Source organism: Pseudomonas triticifolii (assembly GCF_014358015.1).
GTDB lineage: Bacteria > Pseudomonadota > Gammaproteobacteria > Pseudomonadales > Pseudomonadaceae > Aquipseudomonas > Aquipseudomonas triticifolii.
Genome location: NZ_JACONV010000002.1, coordinates 180,136 through 193,976, shown reverse-complemented (window position 1 = coordinate 193,976; position 13,841 = coordinate 180,136). Strand labels below are relative to the sequence as shown.

The following is a 13,841-nucleotide window of genomic DNA, read 5'->3' as shown; positions in this document are numbered from 1 at the left end:
ATAATGCGCGCCGGTTTTTGAGGTATTGATCATGAGCGCAGAAGATCCACGTTTCGCAGGCATTGCCCGTTTGTACGGCATCGAGGGGCTGGAGCGCCTGCGTGCCGCGCATGTGGCGGTAGTCGGTATCGGCGGCGTGGGGTCCTGGGCAGCAGAGGCGCTGGCGCGTAGCGGTGTGGGTGAGATTTCGCTGTTCGACATGGACGATGTCTGCGTGAGCAATACCAATCGTCAGTTGCACGCGCTGGACAGTACGGTGGGTCGTGCGAAAGTCGAAGTGATGGCCGAGCGTATTCGGGCGATTAACCCTGATTGCGTGGTGCACGCGGTGGCTGATTTCGTGACCCGCGATACCATGGCTGAGTGCATTACGCCGCAACTGGACTTCGTGATCGACTGCATCGACAGCGTCAACGCCAAGGCGGCGCTTATCTCGTGGTGCAAACGTCGCAAGATCCAGATGGTCACCACCGGTGGCGCGGGCGGGCAGATTGATCCCACGCTGATTCAGATCGCCGACCTCAACCGCACCTTCAACGACCCGCTGGCCTCCAAGGTGCGCTCGACCCTGCGCCGCGACTATGGCTTTTCACGAACCCCGAACCGTCACTACAGCGTGCCGTGCGTATTTTCTACCGAGCAACTGCGCTATCCGAAACCGGATGGCAGCATCTGTCTGGAAAAGAAATTTGTCGGCGACGGGGTCAAGCTGGACTGCGCGGGCGGGTTCGGTGCGGTGATGATGGTGACGGCATCGTTTGGCATGATTGCCGCCACGCGAGCCGTGGACAAGCTGGTTGCCGGTACACGCCGCCCTTCGGAACGGGTCAAGCCTGCTGCGGTATCTTGCGATCAGGCTTGAGTCAGCGTTCTCATCTTCTCCAGCACAGCGTTCAGGCCGTTGCTGCGCGAGGGTGACAACTGGCGGCTCAAGCCCAGTTGGCTGAACCAGTCCGGCAAATCCACACTGTGCAGGGCTTCGGCTGAGAGGCCGTTTACCCGGGCCAGTAACAGCGCGACCAGCCCGCGTATCAGGCGTGCATCGCTGCTGGCGCGGAACTGCCAGTGGCCTGAGGTCACGGTGCCGGTGAGCCAGACCTTGCTTTCACAACCGTGCACCAGATACTCATCCGATTTTTCGTCATCGCTCAAGGCCGGCAGTCGATCGCCCCATTGCATCAGCAGGCGCGCGCGCTGTTCCCAGCCTTGCTGCTGGTTGAACGTGTCGAGCGCCGTTTGGGCGAGCGGAGGAAGACTCATCTGAGCATGTCCAGTGCCTGATCCAGCGCACTGAAGAATTGCAGCAGGTCATCCGAATCGTTATACAGCGCCAGTGAAGCCCGGATGGCACCGGGAAGGCCGAGGCTCTTGAGCAGCGGCATGGCACAGTGATGACCGGCGCGCACAGCAATGCCTTGTTCGGTCAGCAAATGCGCAAGGTCGGCGTTGTGCACGCCTTCGACCACGAAGCTGACCAGCGCCAGATCCGGTGAGCCCAGCACCTGAATGCCGTCACGTTGCTGCAGGCCTTCGAGCAATCGGCGATGCAGTTTGAGTTCGTGCTCTGCCACCGACTGATGGTCGAGGCTGTCCAGGTAATCCAGTGTTGCGCCCAGGCCGATCACGCTGGCGATAGGCGGTGTACCGGCCTCGAAACCCAGCGGTGCTGGTCTGAACTTCGAATGATGATAATCAGCGGTCAAGACCATTTCGCCGCCGTACTGCCAGTGCGTCAGACTGGGCAATGCGTCGTTGCGGCCGAACAGCACGCCGAGCCCTTCAGGGCCATACAGCTTGTGACTTGAGAACACATAGAAGTCGCAGCCCAGCGCCTGAACGTCATGACGGCCATGGACCACGCCTTGCGAGCCGTCCACGACTGTCAGTGCGCCCTGTGCCTTGGCCAGCGCGATGAGGCGCGACAGGGGTTGCACGGTACCGAGGACATTGGAGAGTTGGCTGACGGCCAGCAACCGGGTACGGGATCCGATCAGATGGGCCGCTGCCGTGCAGTCGATCACGCCATGGGTGTCGAGTGGCAGGATGACCAGCTTGAGGTCCAGACGCTGCGCCAGTTGTTGCCAGGGCAATAGATTGGCGTGGTGTTCCAGCGCGCTGATGACGATTTCGTCGCCCGCCGTGAACTCGTGCGCAAGGCCGTAGGCCAGCAGGTTCAGGGCTGAGGTCGCGCCGTGGGTGAAAATGATCTGTCCCGAGTCACCCGCATTGAGCCAGTGGGCAGCCTTGCTGCGACTGTTCTCGAACGCCTGGGTGGCGTGTGCGCCGGGCAGATGCTGCGCGCGATGCACGTTGGCGGCACCGTTTGCGTAGTAATGAGTCAGGGCATCGATCAATGCCTGGGGTTTTTGCGTGGTGGCGGCGTTGTCCAGATAGATCTGGCCTTGGCGCTGCAAGGCGGCGATGGCAGGAAAGTCAGCGCGCCAGGGAGAAAGGAGGGGCATGGTCGTTCCAGCGTGTTGAAGCGGGTTCAGAGCCTGAGGCCCCGAACCCGCCCACGGCATCAGTTGTGAGCGTGCAGTGCTTCGTTCAGCTCGATGGCCGACTTGTGGGTCTTGCATTCCACTGCGCCGGTCTGCGAGTTGCGACGGAACAGCAGATCGTCCTGACCGGCCAGCTCGCGAGCCTTGACGATCTTGACCAGCTCGTTGTTCTCGTCAAGCAATGCCACCTTGGTGCCAGCCGTCACATACAGGCCCGATTCCACGGTGTTGCGATCACCCAGAGGAATGCCGATACCGGCGTTGGCACCGATCAGGCAACCTTCGCCGACCTTGATGACAATATTGCCACCACCGGACAGCGTGCCCATCGTCGAGCAACCGCCACCCAGATCGGAACCCTTGCCGACGAACACGCCAGCCGACACGCGACCTTCGATCATGCCCGGACCCTGGGTGCCGGCATTGAAGTTGACGAAGCCTTCATGCATCACCGTGGTGCCTTCGCCAATGTAAGCGCCCAGACGCACACGTGTTGCGTCAGCGATACGCACGCCGCTTGGCACCACGTAATCGGTCATTTTCGGGAACTTGTCCACCGAGAACACTTCCAGCAGCTCGCCCTTCAAGCGCGCTTCCAGCTGGCGCTCGGCCAGTTCGCTCATGTCCACAGCGCCCTGGCTGGTCCAGGCCACGTTTGGCAGCAACGGGAAGATGCCGGTCAGATTCAGGCCGTGCGGCTTGACCAGACGATGCGACAGCAGGTGCAGCTTGAGGTAAGCCTCGGGTGTCGAGGTCAGCGGGGCATCTTCGGCCAGCAGCGTAGCGACCAGCGGCTTGTGGCTCTCGGCCAGACGGTTGAGCAGCGCAGCCTGGGTAGCGTCGATCGATTTGACGGCATCGGCCAGTTTGTACGACTGATCGACATTGAACGTGATGGCCTGATTACCGCCGGTGTAGCCCAGCGCTGGCGCGATGGCTGCGATCAGTTCTGCCGACGGATTGATCAACGGCTGGGCATAAAACACTTCCAGCCATGCGCCTTCGCGGTTTTGAGTGCCAACGCCGAAGGCCAGGCTGAACAGGGTAGTGGACATGGAATACCTCGTAACTTATCTAAGGGCTATCAGTAGCGTCCCGGCTTACTGAACGGCCGCTGCATACAGGTCGGGTTTGAAGCCAATCAGGGTCTTGTCGCCGAGATCGAGCACAGGGCGCTTGATCATGGACGGCTGCGCGAGCATCAGTTCGATGGCCTTGGCCTGATCGATATCGGCCTTCTGCGCATCGTCGAGCTTGCGAAAGGTGGTGCCCGCACGGTTCAGCACGACTTCCCAGCCGTGCTCGTTGCACCACTGGGTGAGGTGCTCACGGTCGATACCTTGCGTTTTGTAGTCATGAAAGTCGTAGCTGACGGAATGTTCGTCGAGCCAGGTGCGCGCTTTTTTCATGGTGTCGCAGGCTTTGATGCCAAATAGAGTGTAAGTCATTGATTTTTATAGGGAGCTTGTCGTTGTCGGATGTTCCCTACCGCCTCCCGTGAAAATTAGCCGGTGATTATGCCACGTCGGCGCATTCAACGCTTTGCGCACGTTGGCATTGCGCGCAGCCGTAATTAGATAATCATTGTAACTATCATTAAGAAAGTTTCATTCTTACAACCTTGAGCGACCACTCGTCGCGGGCAATGATAACGCTCCACTTCAAGGTTGGTGCGTTATGTCTGAACAAGAAAAAAAGCGTCAGGAAGCGCTTGTCCGGCAACGCTACTACAGGGAACGTCAACGCGCTGAAGGTTTCAAGCAAAACACACTGTGGATTCACAGCGAGGCGGAGGCAGAGGGGCGAATGGCAGCGCGAGAAGGAAAGCCGTTGTTACCCATGCGTTCTCATGATCCTGTTGGTTGGGCTGTAGGCTGGATCGCTGAAACGTTGAGGGCTCGGGGTTAGGCTCTCTTGAGCATGTGCGCCGCGTGAAGTCTGGTGCGACACGCGGCACACTGCTCGATGCAGGATCACGCAGCGTTATGAATCGTCGTGTTTGGAGTTGCTGCGGTCAGGATAGATTGATTGCATGAACTCAATGTCTTTTGCGCTCAGCGTCTTGCCGGTGTTTATCACCTCGACGTCGCCTAATGTGAGTGCATTTGGGATGTCAAAGTGCATGATCGAGTCCTTGTCATACGCCGAATAATGAAAGTCAGCCGCCTCATACTGGTCGAGAAAGTTTTTCGCGACAAGCGCGTCGCTGTAGCCTGCCAGGGCCAGCAACTGGCGTAGTACCGGCTCGTTCCAGGGAATTTTGGCGTCTGGATGCTGATGTTCATGCACGGCGCCCAGAACGTGTCCGAACTCGTGCAGCACAATTCTTTCGAGCTCGGGTTTGGGCTTCAGATCCGCTTCGAACAGCTCCCCGAAATTGAACTCCATGGTGGGTTGGTCCTGAGCGATCAGAAGGGCGTCGGTGCCCAGCTCACTCCAGTTCAGATGTGTATTGAGGCCAATACGAATGTCGCTGGGTCCGCCGGTCACGAACTCGAACTTCAGATTGACGTGGGGAAGCCATTTGCGGGCTGCATCGATGATCGGGCCGGTCAGTGGGGCGGGCGGGTTTTTGAGGAATGCGATTTTCAGGGTTCTACCCCGAGCCCAATACTTATTGAAGGCAACCAGAATGCGTGGCTCTCGCTCGCTCGTCTCCGAGGCGTAGCCCGTTTCCGATTCGTAGGTCGGCGTGATGGATGCGTTGGCCGGGTTTTCGCGAATGGCCGTCTCATAGGAGGCCTGATAGTCCTCTGCGTCTCGCATCGAACAGAGCAGGGGCAGGGTTTGCCGGGTTTGTAATTCAGACATGCAGGTCATCTTCGTGTTAGGCGCTTCCTGAATGGGCGCGCGATAGGTGAACCACGAAGATAAACAGTCGATACGCTGGAAGGTGTTAACTAAATACTGCGCCGCACGTTGCAGGCGGCGCAGTGACTGGCTTACTTGCGCACGAAGTCACGAATGCGTTCGGCAGCCTCAATACATTCGGCCAACGGCGCAACCAGCGCCAGTCGAACCCTGCCTGCGCCCGGGTTAGCGCCGTCGACTTCCCGTGACAGATACGAGCCAGGGACAACGGTCACATGCTGATCGACAAACAGGTCACGGCAGAAGGCCGCGTCGTCGGTTCCCACATGTGGCCACAAATAGAAACCACCGTCCGGGCGCTGAACATCCAGTACCGGGGCAAGGATATCCAGTACCGCGTCGAACTTTTCGCGATACAGGTCGCGATTGGCGAGCACGTGTTCCTCGTCATTCCAGGCAGCGATGCTGGCCAGTTGAGTCTGGACGGGCATGGCGCAGCCGTGGTAGGTGCGATACAGCAAAAACGCTTTGAGAATATCCGCGTCGCCAGCCACGAAACCTGAGCGCAGGCCCGGCAGGTTGGAGCGCTTGGAGAGGCTGTGGAACACCACGCAGCGCTTGAAATCCTGGCGGCCCAGTTCGACGCAGGCGCTGAGCAGGCCCGGCGGCGGCGTCTGCTCGTCGAAATACAGCTCGCTGTAGCATTCATCGGCGGCAATCACGAAATCGTACTCGTCAGCCAGGGCGATGAGCTTTTTCAGGGTTTCGACAGGGATCAACGCGCCGGTCGGATTGCCGGGTGAGCACAGGAACAGAATCTGGCAGCGTTTCCAGATGTCCGGTGTCACGGCATCGAAATCAGGATTGAAACCGTTTTCGCTCAGGCAGGGCAGGTAATGCGGCTGCGCGCCCGCCAGAAAGGCGGCACCCTCGTAGATCTGATAGAACGGATTCGGGCTGACCACCAGGCCGTCATCGCTGCGATTGACGACGGTCTGAGTGAACGCAAACAGCGCCTCGCGCGTGCCATTGACCGACAGCACATTACGCGCTGGATCCATCCAGCCTTCGGGCAGATCAAACCTGCGCGTGCACCAGCCTGCAATGGCTTCGCGCAGCGCGGGAATGCCCAGCGTAGTCGGGTAGACCGCCATCTGGTCCAGGTTGTCGGCCAGCGCCTTGGCAACGAAGTCGGGTGAGCGGTGCTTCGGCTCGCCGATGGACAGCGCGATTGCGCGTTTTTCCGGATTGGGCGTCACGCTGCCCAGCAGGGCGCGTAGCTTTTCGAACGGATAGGGCTGAAGCAGTTGCATGGCGTTGTTCATGAGTCAAAGGCTCTCAAGGACTGCGTCGAAGGTTAAATACTGATGCGCAAATCGCCGCCTGGCTGCGAGTTGACGCTCAGTTGCTTGATGATCGCCTCCTGCAATCGACTGCACAGTTGCGGGTCTGACAAGGGGTGATTGTCGGCGTCGGTAATGAAGAACACGTCTTCGACTCGCTCACCCAGCGTGGCAATTTTGGCATTCTGCAATGACAGATCGAATTCCAGGAAAATCTTGCCGATACGTGCCAGCAGGCCGGGGCGATCCGGCGCGAGCAGTTCCAGTACCGTGACCGGCCGCTGCGCGTCATTGTGAATCGTGACCTGTGGGGCGAAGGCAAAATGCTTGAGCTGCCGTGGCACGCGTCGTTTGATGATCGTCGGGTAGTCGTCCGGGTTGCGCAGCGCCTCGGTCAGGCCTTCGCGGATCTCTTCCACGCGCGCCGGGTCGTCGCCGATCGAGCCGCCTTCATTGTCGAGCACGATGTAGGTGTCGAGCGTGAACTTGCTGCTGGAGGTGATGATGCGGGCGTCGTGAATGTTCAGATTCAACTGGTCCATTGCGGCCACGGTCACCGCGAAGAAGTCATGCTGATCCGGTGCATAAATGAAGATCTGCGTGCCGCCCTCGAATTCTCGCTGCGTGGTTTCCTTGATCAGGACCAGCGGACCACCATCGGCCGGCTGCTGCAGGATCGCATCGCTGTGCCAGGCCACGTCGCCCGCAGTGTGGCGCAGGAAGTAATCATCGCCTAGGGCGGACCAGAGCTGCTCGACGTCATCGGGGTCGGTGCCGTTGCGCACCAGTATGTCCAGCGCCGCGATTTGCGTGCGACGGATCTGCTCTTCGCGATCCACCGGGTTTTCCAGTCCTCGACGCAATGCGCGTTTGGTCTCGGTGTACAACTGGCGCAGCAGGCTGGCGCGCCACGAATTCCATAGCGTGGGGTTGGTGGCGTTGATGTCGGAAACCGTCAGCACGTACAGGTAATCCAGGTGCACTTCATCGCCCACGAATTGAGCGAAGTCATGGATGACCTGCGGGTCGGAAAGGTCCTTGCGCTGAGCTGTGGTGGACATGACCAGGTGATGGCTCACCAGCCAGACGATCAGCCGGTTATCCCAGGCGGGCAGATGGTGGCGCGTGCCAAAGGCTTCGGCGTCGACGGCACCCAGCTCGGAGTGATCACCGCCGCGGCCCTTGCCGATGTCGTGATACAGCCCGGCGAGGTAGATCAGTTCCGGCTTCGGCAGGCGGCCCATGATCTTGCTGGCCAGCGGGAATTTCTCCGACACCTCGGTGTACTGCAGTTTGCGCAGGTGCTTGATCAGGTTCAGCGTGTGCGCATCGACCGTATAGATGTGGAACAGGTCGTGCTGCATCTGGCCGACAATGTGGCCGAACTCCGGCAGGTACAGGCCCAGAATGCCGTAGCGGTTCATGCGGCGCAGATTGCGATGAATGCCGATTTCACACTTGAACAGCTCGATGAACAGGCTGGTGTTGCGAATGTCGTTGCGGAAATCGTCGTTGATCAGGTGCCGGTGTTCGCGTAGCAGCCGAATGGTGTCCGCGCGCACGCCCTTGATTTCCGGGTGCTGAGCCATGAGCACGAAAATCTCGATCATGGCGAACGGGGTGCGCTTGAAGACGTTCGGATGTGTGGCTTCTATATAACCGTCATGCAGTTGGAAGCGGGAGTTGAGCGGCTGGGGAGTGCCGCTGTCGTCGTCCGACAGAATGACTTCTTCGAAGTGCTGGATGATCAGGTCGCTGAGTTCGGCGATGCTCATGACCACGCGGTAGTACTTCTGCATGAAGCGCTCTATGGCCAGCTTGGCATCGCTGTCCTGATACCCCAACAAGCCAGCGATGCTGCCCTGATAATCGAACAGCAAGCGGTCTTCGGAGCGTCCCGCCAGCATGTGCAGCGCATAGCGGACCTTCCACAGGAAATCCTGGGAGGAGGCCAGCAGGTTGTTTTCGCTTTCCAGCAGAAAACCTTCACCTGCAAGGGCGTGCAGGTTCAGGGTGCCGTATTGGCGGCGTGCCACCCAGAGAATGGTCTGGATGTCGCGAAGCCCACCGGGTGAGCCTTTTACGTTCGGCTCCAGGTTGTACTCGGTATCGTTGTACTTGTGGTGACGGTTTTTCTGTTCGGCGCGCTTGGCCAGGAAGAAGTCCTTGCTCGGCCACATGTGGCGCGGGCTGGTCACTTCCAGCATACGCTGGCGCAGGTGCTCGGGACCTGCAATGGTGCGGCTTTCCATCAGGTTGGTGATGACGGTGAGGTCGGCAAGGCCTTCCTGGGCGCACTCGTCCACCGAGCGCACACTCTGGCCGACTTCCAGGCCGATGTCCCACAGCAGGGTCAGAAAGCGCTCGATAGGCTCGCGAAAGATTTCGTGGTCGGCACTGTCCAGCAGAATCAGCAGGTCGATGTCGGAGTAGGGGTGCAGTTCGCCGCGGCCATAGCCGCCGACCGCCAGCAGTGCGATATCGGCGTCTTCGCTCCAGTCGAACTGATCCCATGCCTGGCACAGGATGTTATCGACGAACCAGGCACGATCCTCGATCAGTCGGCGGATGTCACGGCCTGACCGAAAGCGCTCGTCCAGAACCTCGCGCGCGTTGCGGATGGCTTTCTTGAAGGCACCGATCGGGCTGGATTTCAGGGCCAGTTCGGCCTGGAACTGTCCACGGTCGAACAAATCGGGATCTACCTGCGGCATGGAACGGCTTTCCTCATGTCGTGCTGTACGAATGTTCTGTCGGGCAAGCAGCCTGCGTCGCGTTGATCAGGGCGATTTGTGTGCGATGGTGTCGTCGCTGCGCAGGGTGAAGATCTCGTAACCGTCAGCGGTGACCAGAATCGTGTGTTCCCATTGCGCCGAGAGCTTGCGGTCCTTGGTGATCGCCGTCCAGCCATCGCCGAGGATTTTTGTTTCAGCCTTGCCCTGGTTGATCATCGGCTCGATGGTGAAGGTCATGCCTTCAAGCAGCTCGATGCCGGTACCGGCTTCGCCGAAGTGCATGACCTGCGGCTCTTCATGAAACACCTTGCCGATGCCGTGACCGCAGAATTCGCGTACCACGGAAAAGCCGTTCTTTTCAGCGTGCTTCTGGATGACCGCGCCGATATCGCCGAGTCGGGTGCCGGGACGCACGATCTCGATGGCCTTGTACAGGCACTCCTGAGTGACCTGAGACAGGCGTTCGGCCCACACCGGCACGGTGCCCACATGGAACATCTTGCTGGTGTCGCCGTGATAGCCGTCCTTGATGACGGTGACGTCGATGTTCAACGTGTCGCCATTCTTGAGCTGCTTTTCACCCGGAATGCCATGACAGACCACCTGATTGATCGAGGTGCAGATCGATTTGGGAAAGCCTTTGTAATTCAGTGGCGCAGGAATCGCCTTCTGTTCATTGACGATATAGTCATGACAGATGCGGTCCAGCTCTTCGGTGGTCACGCCCGGCTTGACGTGAGGGCCGATCATTTCCAGGACTTCGGCGGCCAGACGGCCGGCAATGCGCATCTTTTCGATGTCTTCCGGGGTTTTGAGGGTGATAGTCATACAGGGGCTCTCGGCATGTCGTGTGCGCGTTTCGTGCGCAAAGGCGCGATTCTACCAGACCGTTGCGTGGCGGGTGATCATCGCTTCCTTTATATGCCGGCAGGAGTAGGGCAAAGGCGTGGCGAAACAAGCACTTGATTGGAGTTCCGTTCTCTTTCCTTTTGTGATATAAAATGCGCCGCTTTCCAAGGTCCGTCCTGGAAGCTCAAACCCACACACGTGTCGACACGATGACCTGGGTGCCCTTGGCTCATGCCACTGGTTGGTCATTGGGATACGTGGAGGCCTAACCCGACTTATCAAGGAACTATCATGTCCCAAGTCAATATGCGCGATATGCTGAAGGCCGGTGTGCACTTCGGTCACCAAACCCGTTACTGGAACCCGAAAATGGGTAAGTACATTTTCGGCGCGCGTAACAAGATTCACATCATCAACCTTGAAAAAACCCTGCCTATGTTCAACGAAGCTCTGACTTTCGTTGAGCGCCTGGCTTCGGGCAAAAACAAGATTCTGTTCGTCGGCACCAAGCGTTCCGCTGGCAAGATCGTTGCTGAAGAAGCAGCACGTTGCGGTTCGCCGTACGTCGACCATCGCTGGTTGGGCGGCATGCTGACCAACTTCAAGACCATTCGTCAGTCGATCAAGCGTCTGCGCGAGCTGGAAGTACAGGCAGAAGACGGTACTTTCGCCAAGCTGACCAAAAAAGAAGCCCTGATGCGTACCCGTGATCTGGAAAAACTGGATCGCAGCCTGGGTGGTATCAAGGACATGGGCGGTCTGCCGGACGCACTGTTCGTTATCGACGTTGATCACGAGCGCATCGCGATCACCGAAGCCAACAAGCTGGGCATCCCGGTCATCGGCGTCGTCGATACCAACAGCAGCCCGGAAGGCGTTGACTACATCATCCCAGGCAACGATGACGCCATTCGCGCCATTCAGCTGTACATGGGTTCGATGGCTGACGCTGTTATCCGTGGTCGTAACAATGTTGCTGGCGGCACCGACGTATTCGTCGAAGAAGCTCCAGCTGCAGCAGCTGTAGAAGGCTGAGTAAAAACGCCTGGCGTTTACTCAGTACGCGAAAAGGGGGCTTAGCCCCCTTTTTGCCACCTATGAAATGATTTGTGGGCGAGCGGGCATGGTTTTAGTGTCATGTGTCGCTGCCACCCTGAATTTTCAAGAATTGCACGCCCGTTTAGTCGGGTGGAATGGTTGAAGACCTATCCAAGAGGATTTTGAAATGGCAGAGATTACTGCAGCGTTGGTCAAAGAACTGCGCGAGCGTACCGGCGAAGGCATGATGGATTGCAAAAAGGCCTTGACCAAGGCTGGCGGCGACATCGAAAAAGCAATCGACGACATGCGTGCTTCCGGCGCCATCAAAGCCGCCAAAAAAGCAGGCAACGTTGCTGCTGAAGGCGCTATCGCCGTTAAGGTCGCTGACGACAACAAGTCCGCTGTCATCATCGAAGTCAACTCGCAGACCGACTTCCTGGCTCTGCAGGACGACTTCAAGAACTTCGTGACCAGCAGCATCGAAAAAGCATTCGCTGACAAACTGACCGACGCAGCTCCGCTGATCGAAGCTCAGGAAGTCGAGCGTACCGCTCTGGTTGCCAAGGTTGGCGAGAACGTCAACATTCGCCGCCTTGCCCGCATCGAAGGCGACGTGGTCAATGCTTACCTGCACGGCAACAAGATCGGTGTTGTGGTTGTCCTGAAAGGCGGCGACGCTGAGCTGGCCAAAGACATCGCGATGCACGTAGCTGCCAGCAACCCTGAGTTCCTGCTGCCATCCGACGTTTCGCCAGAAGCGATCGAGCGCGAGAAAAACGTCTTCCTGCAACTGAACGAAGACAAGCTGAAAGGCAAGCCTGCCGAGATCGCCGAGAAGATGGTAAGCGGCCGTATCAGCAAGTTCCTGGCCGAAGCCAGTCTGGTCGAGCAGGCGTTCGTCAAGAACCCGGAAATCAAGGTTGGTGATCTGGCCAAGAAAGCCGGTGCTGAAATCGTTTCCTTCACCTACTACAAAGTGGGCGACGGCATCGAGAAGCCAGTCGACAACTTCGCTGAAGAAGTCGCTGCTCAAGTAGCGGCAAGCAAGAAGTAAGACGGTTTTCCAAACTGTCGCCCCAAAGAGGCTGCCCGCTCACGCGTGCGGCCTCTTTGTCGAAAGAAGCAAGGAATTTTTTCCTTGGAGAATCAGCTCATAAGGCCGCATTCTCCCGACGCTCACATAGCGTCAGGCTAGAGTAAGAGCAGGCTGTATAAAGCCCGCACAGATTTTTTTTCAGAAAACGCCGCAGGAGAGATTCGCAATGGCTCAGCAGGGCAGTGGTTATCAGGCTCGCTATAAACGCATTCTACTCAAGCTTAGCGGCGAGGCCCTGATGGGCTCCGAAGAGTTCGGCATCGATCCCAAGGTGCTGGATCGCATGGCGCTGGAAGTCGGCCAACTGGTCGGCATTGGCGTTCAGGTCGGGCTGGTCATCGGTGGTGGCAACCTGTTCCGCGGTGCAGCCTTGAGCGCTGCCGGCATGGATCGGGTAACAGGTGATCACATGGGCATGCTGGCCACTGTGATGAATGCACTCGCCATGCGTGACGCACTGGAGCGCGCTAACATTACCGCTATCGTGATGTCCGCCATTTCGATGGTGGGTGTGACTGATCATTACGATCGTCGCAAGGCGATGCGTCACCTGAGCGCCAAGGAAGTGGTGATTTTCGCTGCAGGTACGGGTAATCCGTTCTTCACGACAGATTCGGCCGCTTGTCTTCGAGCCATCGAAATTGACGCCGACGTTGTGCTCAAGGCAACCAAGGTTGATGGCGTTTACACCGCTGATCCGTTCAAAGACCCCAATGCCGAGAAGTTCGATCATCTTTCTTACGATGAAGTGCTGGATCGCAAACTGGGTGTCATGGATCTCACAGCTATTTGCCTGTGCCGCGACCACAAGATGCCGTTGCGTGTTTTCAACATGAACAAACCCGGCGCCCTGCTCAATATTGTTCACGGTGGCGCTGAAGGAACCCTGATCGAGGAAGTTCAACAATGATCAACGAAATCAAAAAAGACGCTCAGGCGCGCATGCAGAAATCACTCGAATCCCTGAGCCATGCCTTTGGCCAGATTCGTACCGGCAAGGCCCACCCAAGTATCCTGGGTAGCGTGATGGTGCCTTACTACGGTGCCGATACCCCGTTGAGCGGTGTGGCCAACGTCACTGTGAAAGACTCCCGTACGCTGCAGGTTGTGGCTTTCGAGCGCAACATGCTGGCGGCCGTCGACAAGGCGATCCAGAGCGCCGGTCTGAACCTCAATCCGACCAACCTCGGTGAGATGCTGCTGATCTCCATGCCAGCCCTGACCGAGGAGACCCGCAAGGGCTTCACCAAGCAGGCGCGCAGTGCTGCTGAAGATGCTCGCGTTGCCGTGCGTAACATTCGCCGCGATGCGCTGGGCGATCTGAAAAAGCTGGTCAAGGATAAGGAGATCAGCGAAGACGAAGAGCGTCGTGCCGCTGCTGATATCCAGAAGCTGACCGACAAGGCTGAAGCAGATATCGATGCTGCAACCAAGACAAAAGAAGCAGACCTGATGGCCGTATAAG

General features: G+C 58.2%; 14 protein-coding genes. 6 read left to right on the top strand and 8 right to left on the bottom strand.

Annotated elements, in window-relative coordinates; translation table 11 throughout:
• Positions 1–31: 31 nt before the first annotated feature.
• Entirely contained in the window at positions 32–862 is an 831-nt protein-coding gene (gene tcdA, locus H8S56_RS05590; protein WP_024695018.1) for a tRNA cyclic N6-threonylcarbamoyladenosine(37) synthase TcdA, read from the top strand.
• Here the strand turns inward: tcdA and H8S56_RS05585 are convergent.
• Genes H8S56_RS05585 through H8S56_RS05570 form a run of 4 tightly spaced genes read right to left on the bottom strand, consistent with a single transcriptional unit; the run spans position 853 to position 3,949 of the window.
• Positions 853–1,260, bottom strand: coding sequence for a SufE family protein (locus H8S56_RS05585; RefSeq protein ID WP_187518085.1), 408 nt, complete (start codon positions 1,258–1,260; stop codon positions 853–855). The two genes, tcdA and H8S56_RS05585, sit on opposite strands and share 10 nt — an antisense overlap.
• The gene (locus H8S56_RS05580; RefSeq protein ID WP_187518084.1) at positions 1,257–2,462 is read right to left on the bottom strand and encodes an aminotransferase class V-fold PLP-dependent enzyme; all 1,206 of its coding nucleotides are present in this window, start codon (positions 2,460–2,462) and stop codon (positions 1,257–1,259) included. Before H8S56_RS05580 ends, H8S56_RS05585 begins: the two co-directional genes overlap by 4 nt.
• Before the next feature lie 59 nt (positions 2,463–2,521).
• The gene (dapD, locus tag H8S56_RS05575; RefSeq protein WP_024686163.1) at positions 2,522–3,556 is read right to left on the bottom strand and encodes a 2,3,4,5-tetrahydropyridine-2,6-dicarboxylate N-succinyltransferase; all 1,035 of its coding nucleotides are present in this window, start codon (positions 3,554–3,556) and stop codon (positions 2,522–2,524) included.
• A 45-nt stretch (positions 3,557–3,601) separates the two neighbouring features.
• Positions 3,602–3,949, bottom strand: a complete 348-nt coding sequence (locus H8S56_RS05570) for an ArsC family reductase (protein WP_024686164.1) — start codon at positions 3,947–3,949, stop codon at positions 3,602–3,604.
• Between the two features lie 229 nt (positions 3,950–4,178).
• Between H8S56_RS05570 and H8S56_RS05565 the strand changes: the two genes are divergently transcribed.
• Positions 4,179–4,409, top strand: a complete 231-nt coding sequence (locus H8S56_RS05565; RefSeq protein WP_024686165.1) for a hypothetical protein — start codon at positions 4,179–4,181, stop codon at positions 4,407–4,409.
• 75 nt (positions 4,410–4,484) lie between these two features.
• Here H8S56_RS05565 and H8S56_RS05560 read toward each other — a convergent pair whose 3' ends face one another.
• The 4 genes from H8S56_RS05560 to map all read right to left on the bottom strand — a co-directional run bounded on the left by H8S56_RS05560 (position 4,485) and on the right by map (position 10,218).
• Positions 4,485–5,312: a matrixin family metalloprotease gene (locus H8S56_RS05560; RefSeq protein ID WP_024686166.1), complete on the bottom strand. Its 828-nt coding sequence runs from the start codon at positions 5,310–5,312 to the stop codon at positions 4,485–4,487.
• A 131-nt stretch (positions 5,313–5,443) separates the two neighbouring features.
• Positions 5,444–6,637, bottom strand: coding sequence for a succinyldiaminopimelate transaminase (dapC, locus tag H8S56_RS05555; protein WP_187518083.1), 1,194 nt, complete (start codon positions 6,635–6,637; stop codon positions 5,444–5,446).
• A 32-nt stretch (positions 6,638–6,669) separates the two neighbouring features.
• The gene (locus H8S56_RS05550; RefSeq protein ID WP_187518082.1) at positions 6,670–9,369 is read right to left on the bottom strand and encodes a [protein-PII] uridylyltransferase; all 2,700 of its coding nucleotides are present in this window, start codon (positions 9,367–9,369) and stop codon (positions 6,670–6,672) included.
• A 66-nt stretch (positions 9,370–9,435) separates the two neighbouring features.
• Positions 9,436–10,218 carry a type I methionyl aminopeptidase gene (gene map, locus H8S56_RS05545; protein WP_024686169.1) on the bottom strand — a complete coding sequence of 261 codons (783 nt, stop codon included), beginning with the start codon at positions 10,216–10,218 and terminating at the stop codon, positions 9,436–9,438.
• Positions 10,219–10,530: 312 nt separating this feature from the next.
• Between map and rpsB the strand changes: the two genes are divergently transcribed.
• The 4 genes from rpsB to frr all read left to right on the top strand — a co-directional run bounded on the left by rpsB (position 10,531) and on the right by frr (position 13,840).
• Positions 10,531–11,274: a 30S ribosomal protein S2 gene (gene rpsB, locus H8S56_RS05540; RefSeq protein ID WP_005615972.1), complete on the top strand. Its 744-nt coding sequence runs from the start codon at positions 10,531–10,533 to the stop codon at positions 11,272–11,274.
• A 190-nt stretch (positions 11,275–11,464) separates the two neighbouring features.
• Entirely contained in the window at positions 11,465–12,334 is an 870-nt protein-coding gene (tsf, locus tag H8S56_RS05535) for a translation elongation factor Ts (protein ID WP_024686171.1), read from the top strand.
• A gap of 208 nt (positions 12,335–12,542) precedes the next feature.
• Entirely contained in the window at positions 12,543–13,286 is a 744-nt protein-coding gene (gene pyrH, locus H8S56_RS05530) for a UMP kinase (RefSeq protein ID WP_024686172.1), read from the top strand.
• Positions 13,283–13,840: a ribosome recycling factor gene (gene frr, locus H8S56_RS05525; RefSeq protein WP_024686173.1), complete on the top strand. Its 558-nt coding sequence runs from the start codon at positions 13,283–13,285 to the stop codon at positions 13,838–13,840. The genes pyrH and frr overlap by 4 nt, the downstream gene beginning before the upstream one ends.
• Position 13,841: the final 1 nt, after the last annotated feature.

Bases quoted from the DNA above. Each gene is read 5' to 3' on its own strand.
- tcdA (WP_024695018.1), top strand. From the start codon at position 32: ATGAGCGCAGAAGATCCACGTTTCGCAGGCATTGCCCGTTTGTACGGC.
- H8S56_RS05585 (WP_187518085.1), bottom strand. From the start codon at position 1,260: ATGAGTCTTCCTCCGCTCGCCCAAACGGCGCTCGACACGTTCAACCAG.
- H8S56_RS05580 (WP_187518084.1), bottom strand. From the start codon at position 2,462: ATGCCCCTCCTTTCTCCCTGGCGCGCTGACTTTCCTGCCATCGCCGCC.
- dapD (WP_024686163.1), bottom strand. From the start codon at position 3,556: ATGTCCACTACCCTGTTCAGCCTGGCCTTCGGCGTTGGCACTCAAAAC.
- H8S56_RS05570 (WP_024686164.1), bottom strand. From the start codon at position 3,949: ATGACTTACACTCTATTTGGCATCAAAGCCTGCGACACCATGAAAAAA.
- H8S56_RS05565 (WP_024686165.1), top strand. From the start codon at position 4,179: ATGTCTGAACAAGAAAAAAAGCGTCAGGAAGCGCTTGTCCGGCAACGC.
- H8S56_RS05560 (WP_024686166.1), bottom strand. From the start codon at position 5,312: ATGTCTGAATTACAAACCCGGCAAACCCTGCCCCTGCTCTGTTCGATG.
- dapC (WP_187518083.1), bottom strand. From the start codon at position 6,637: ATGAACAACGCCATGCAACTGCTTCAGCCCTATCCGTTCGAAAAGCTA.
- H8S56_RS05550 (WP_187518082.1), bottom strand. From the start codon at position 9,369: ATGCCGCAGGTAGATCCCGATTTGTTCGACCGTGGACAGTTCCAGGCC.
- map (WP_024686169.1), bottom strand. From the start codon at position 10,218: ATGACTATCACCCTCAAAACCCCGGAAGACATCGAAAAGATGCGCATT.
- rpsB (WP_005615972.1), top strand. From the start codon at position 10,531: ATGTCCCAAGTCAATATGCGCGATATGCTGAAGGCCGGTGTGCACTTC.
- tsf (WP_024686171.1), top strand. From the start codon at position 11,465: ATGGCAGAGATTACTGCAGCGTTGGTCAAAGAACTGCGCGAGCGTACC.
- pyrH (WP_024686172.1), top strand. From the start codon at position 12,543: ATGGCTCAGCAGGGCAGTGGTTATCAGGCTCGCTATAAACGCATTCTA.
- frr (WP_024686173.1), top strand. From the start codon at position 13,283: ATGATCAACGAAATCAAAAAAGACGCTCAGGCGCGCATGCAGAAATCA.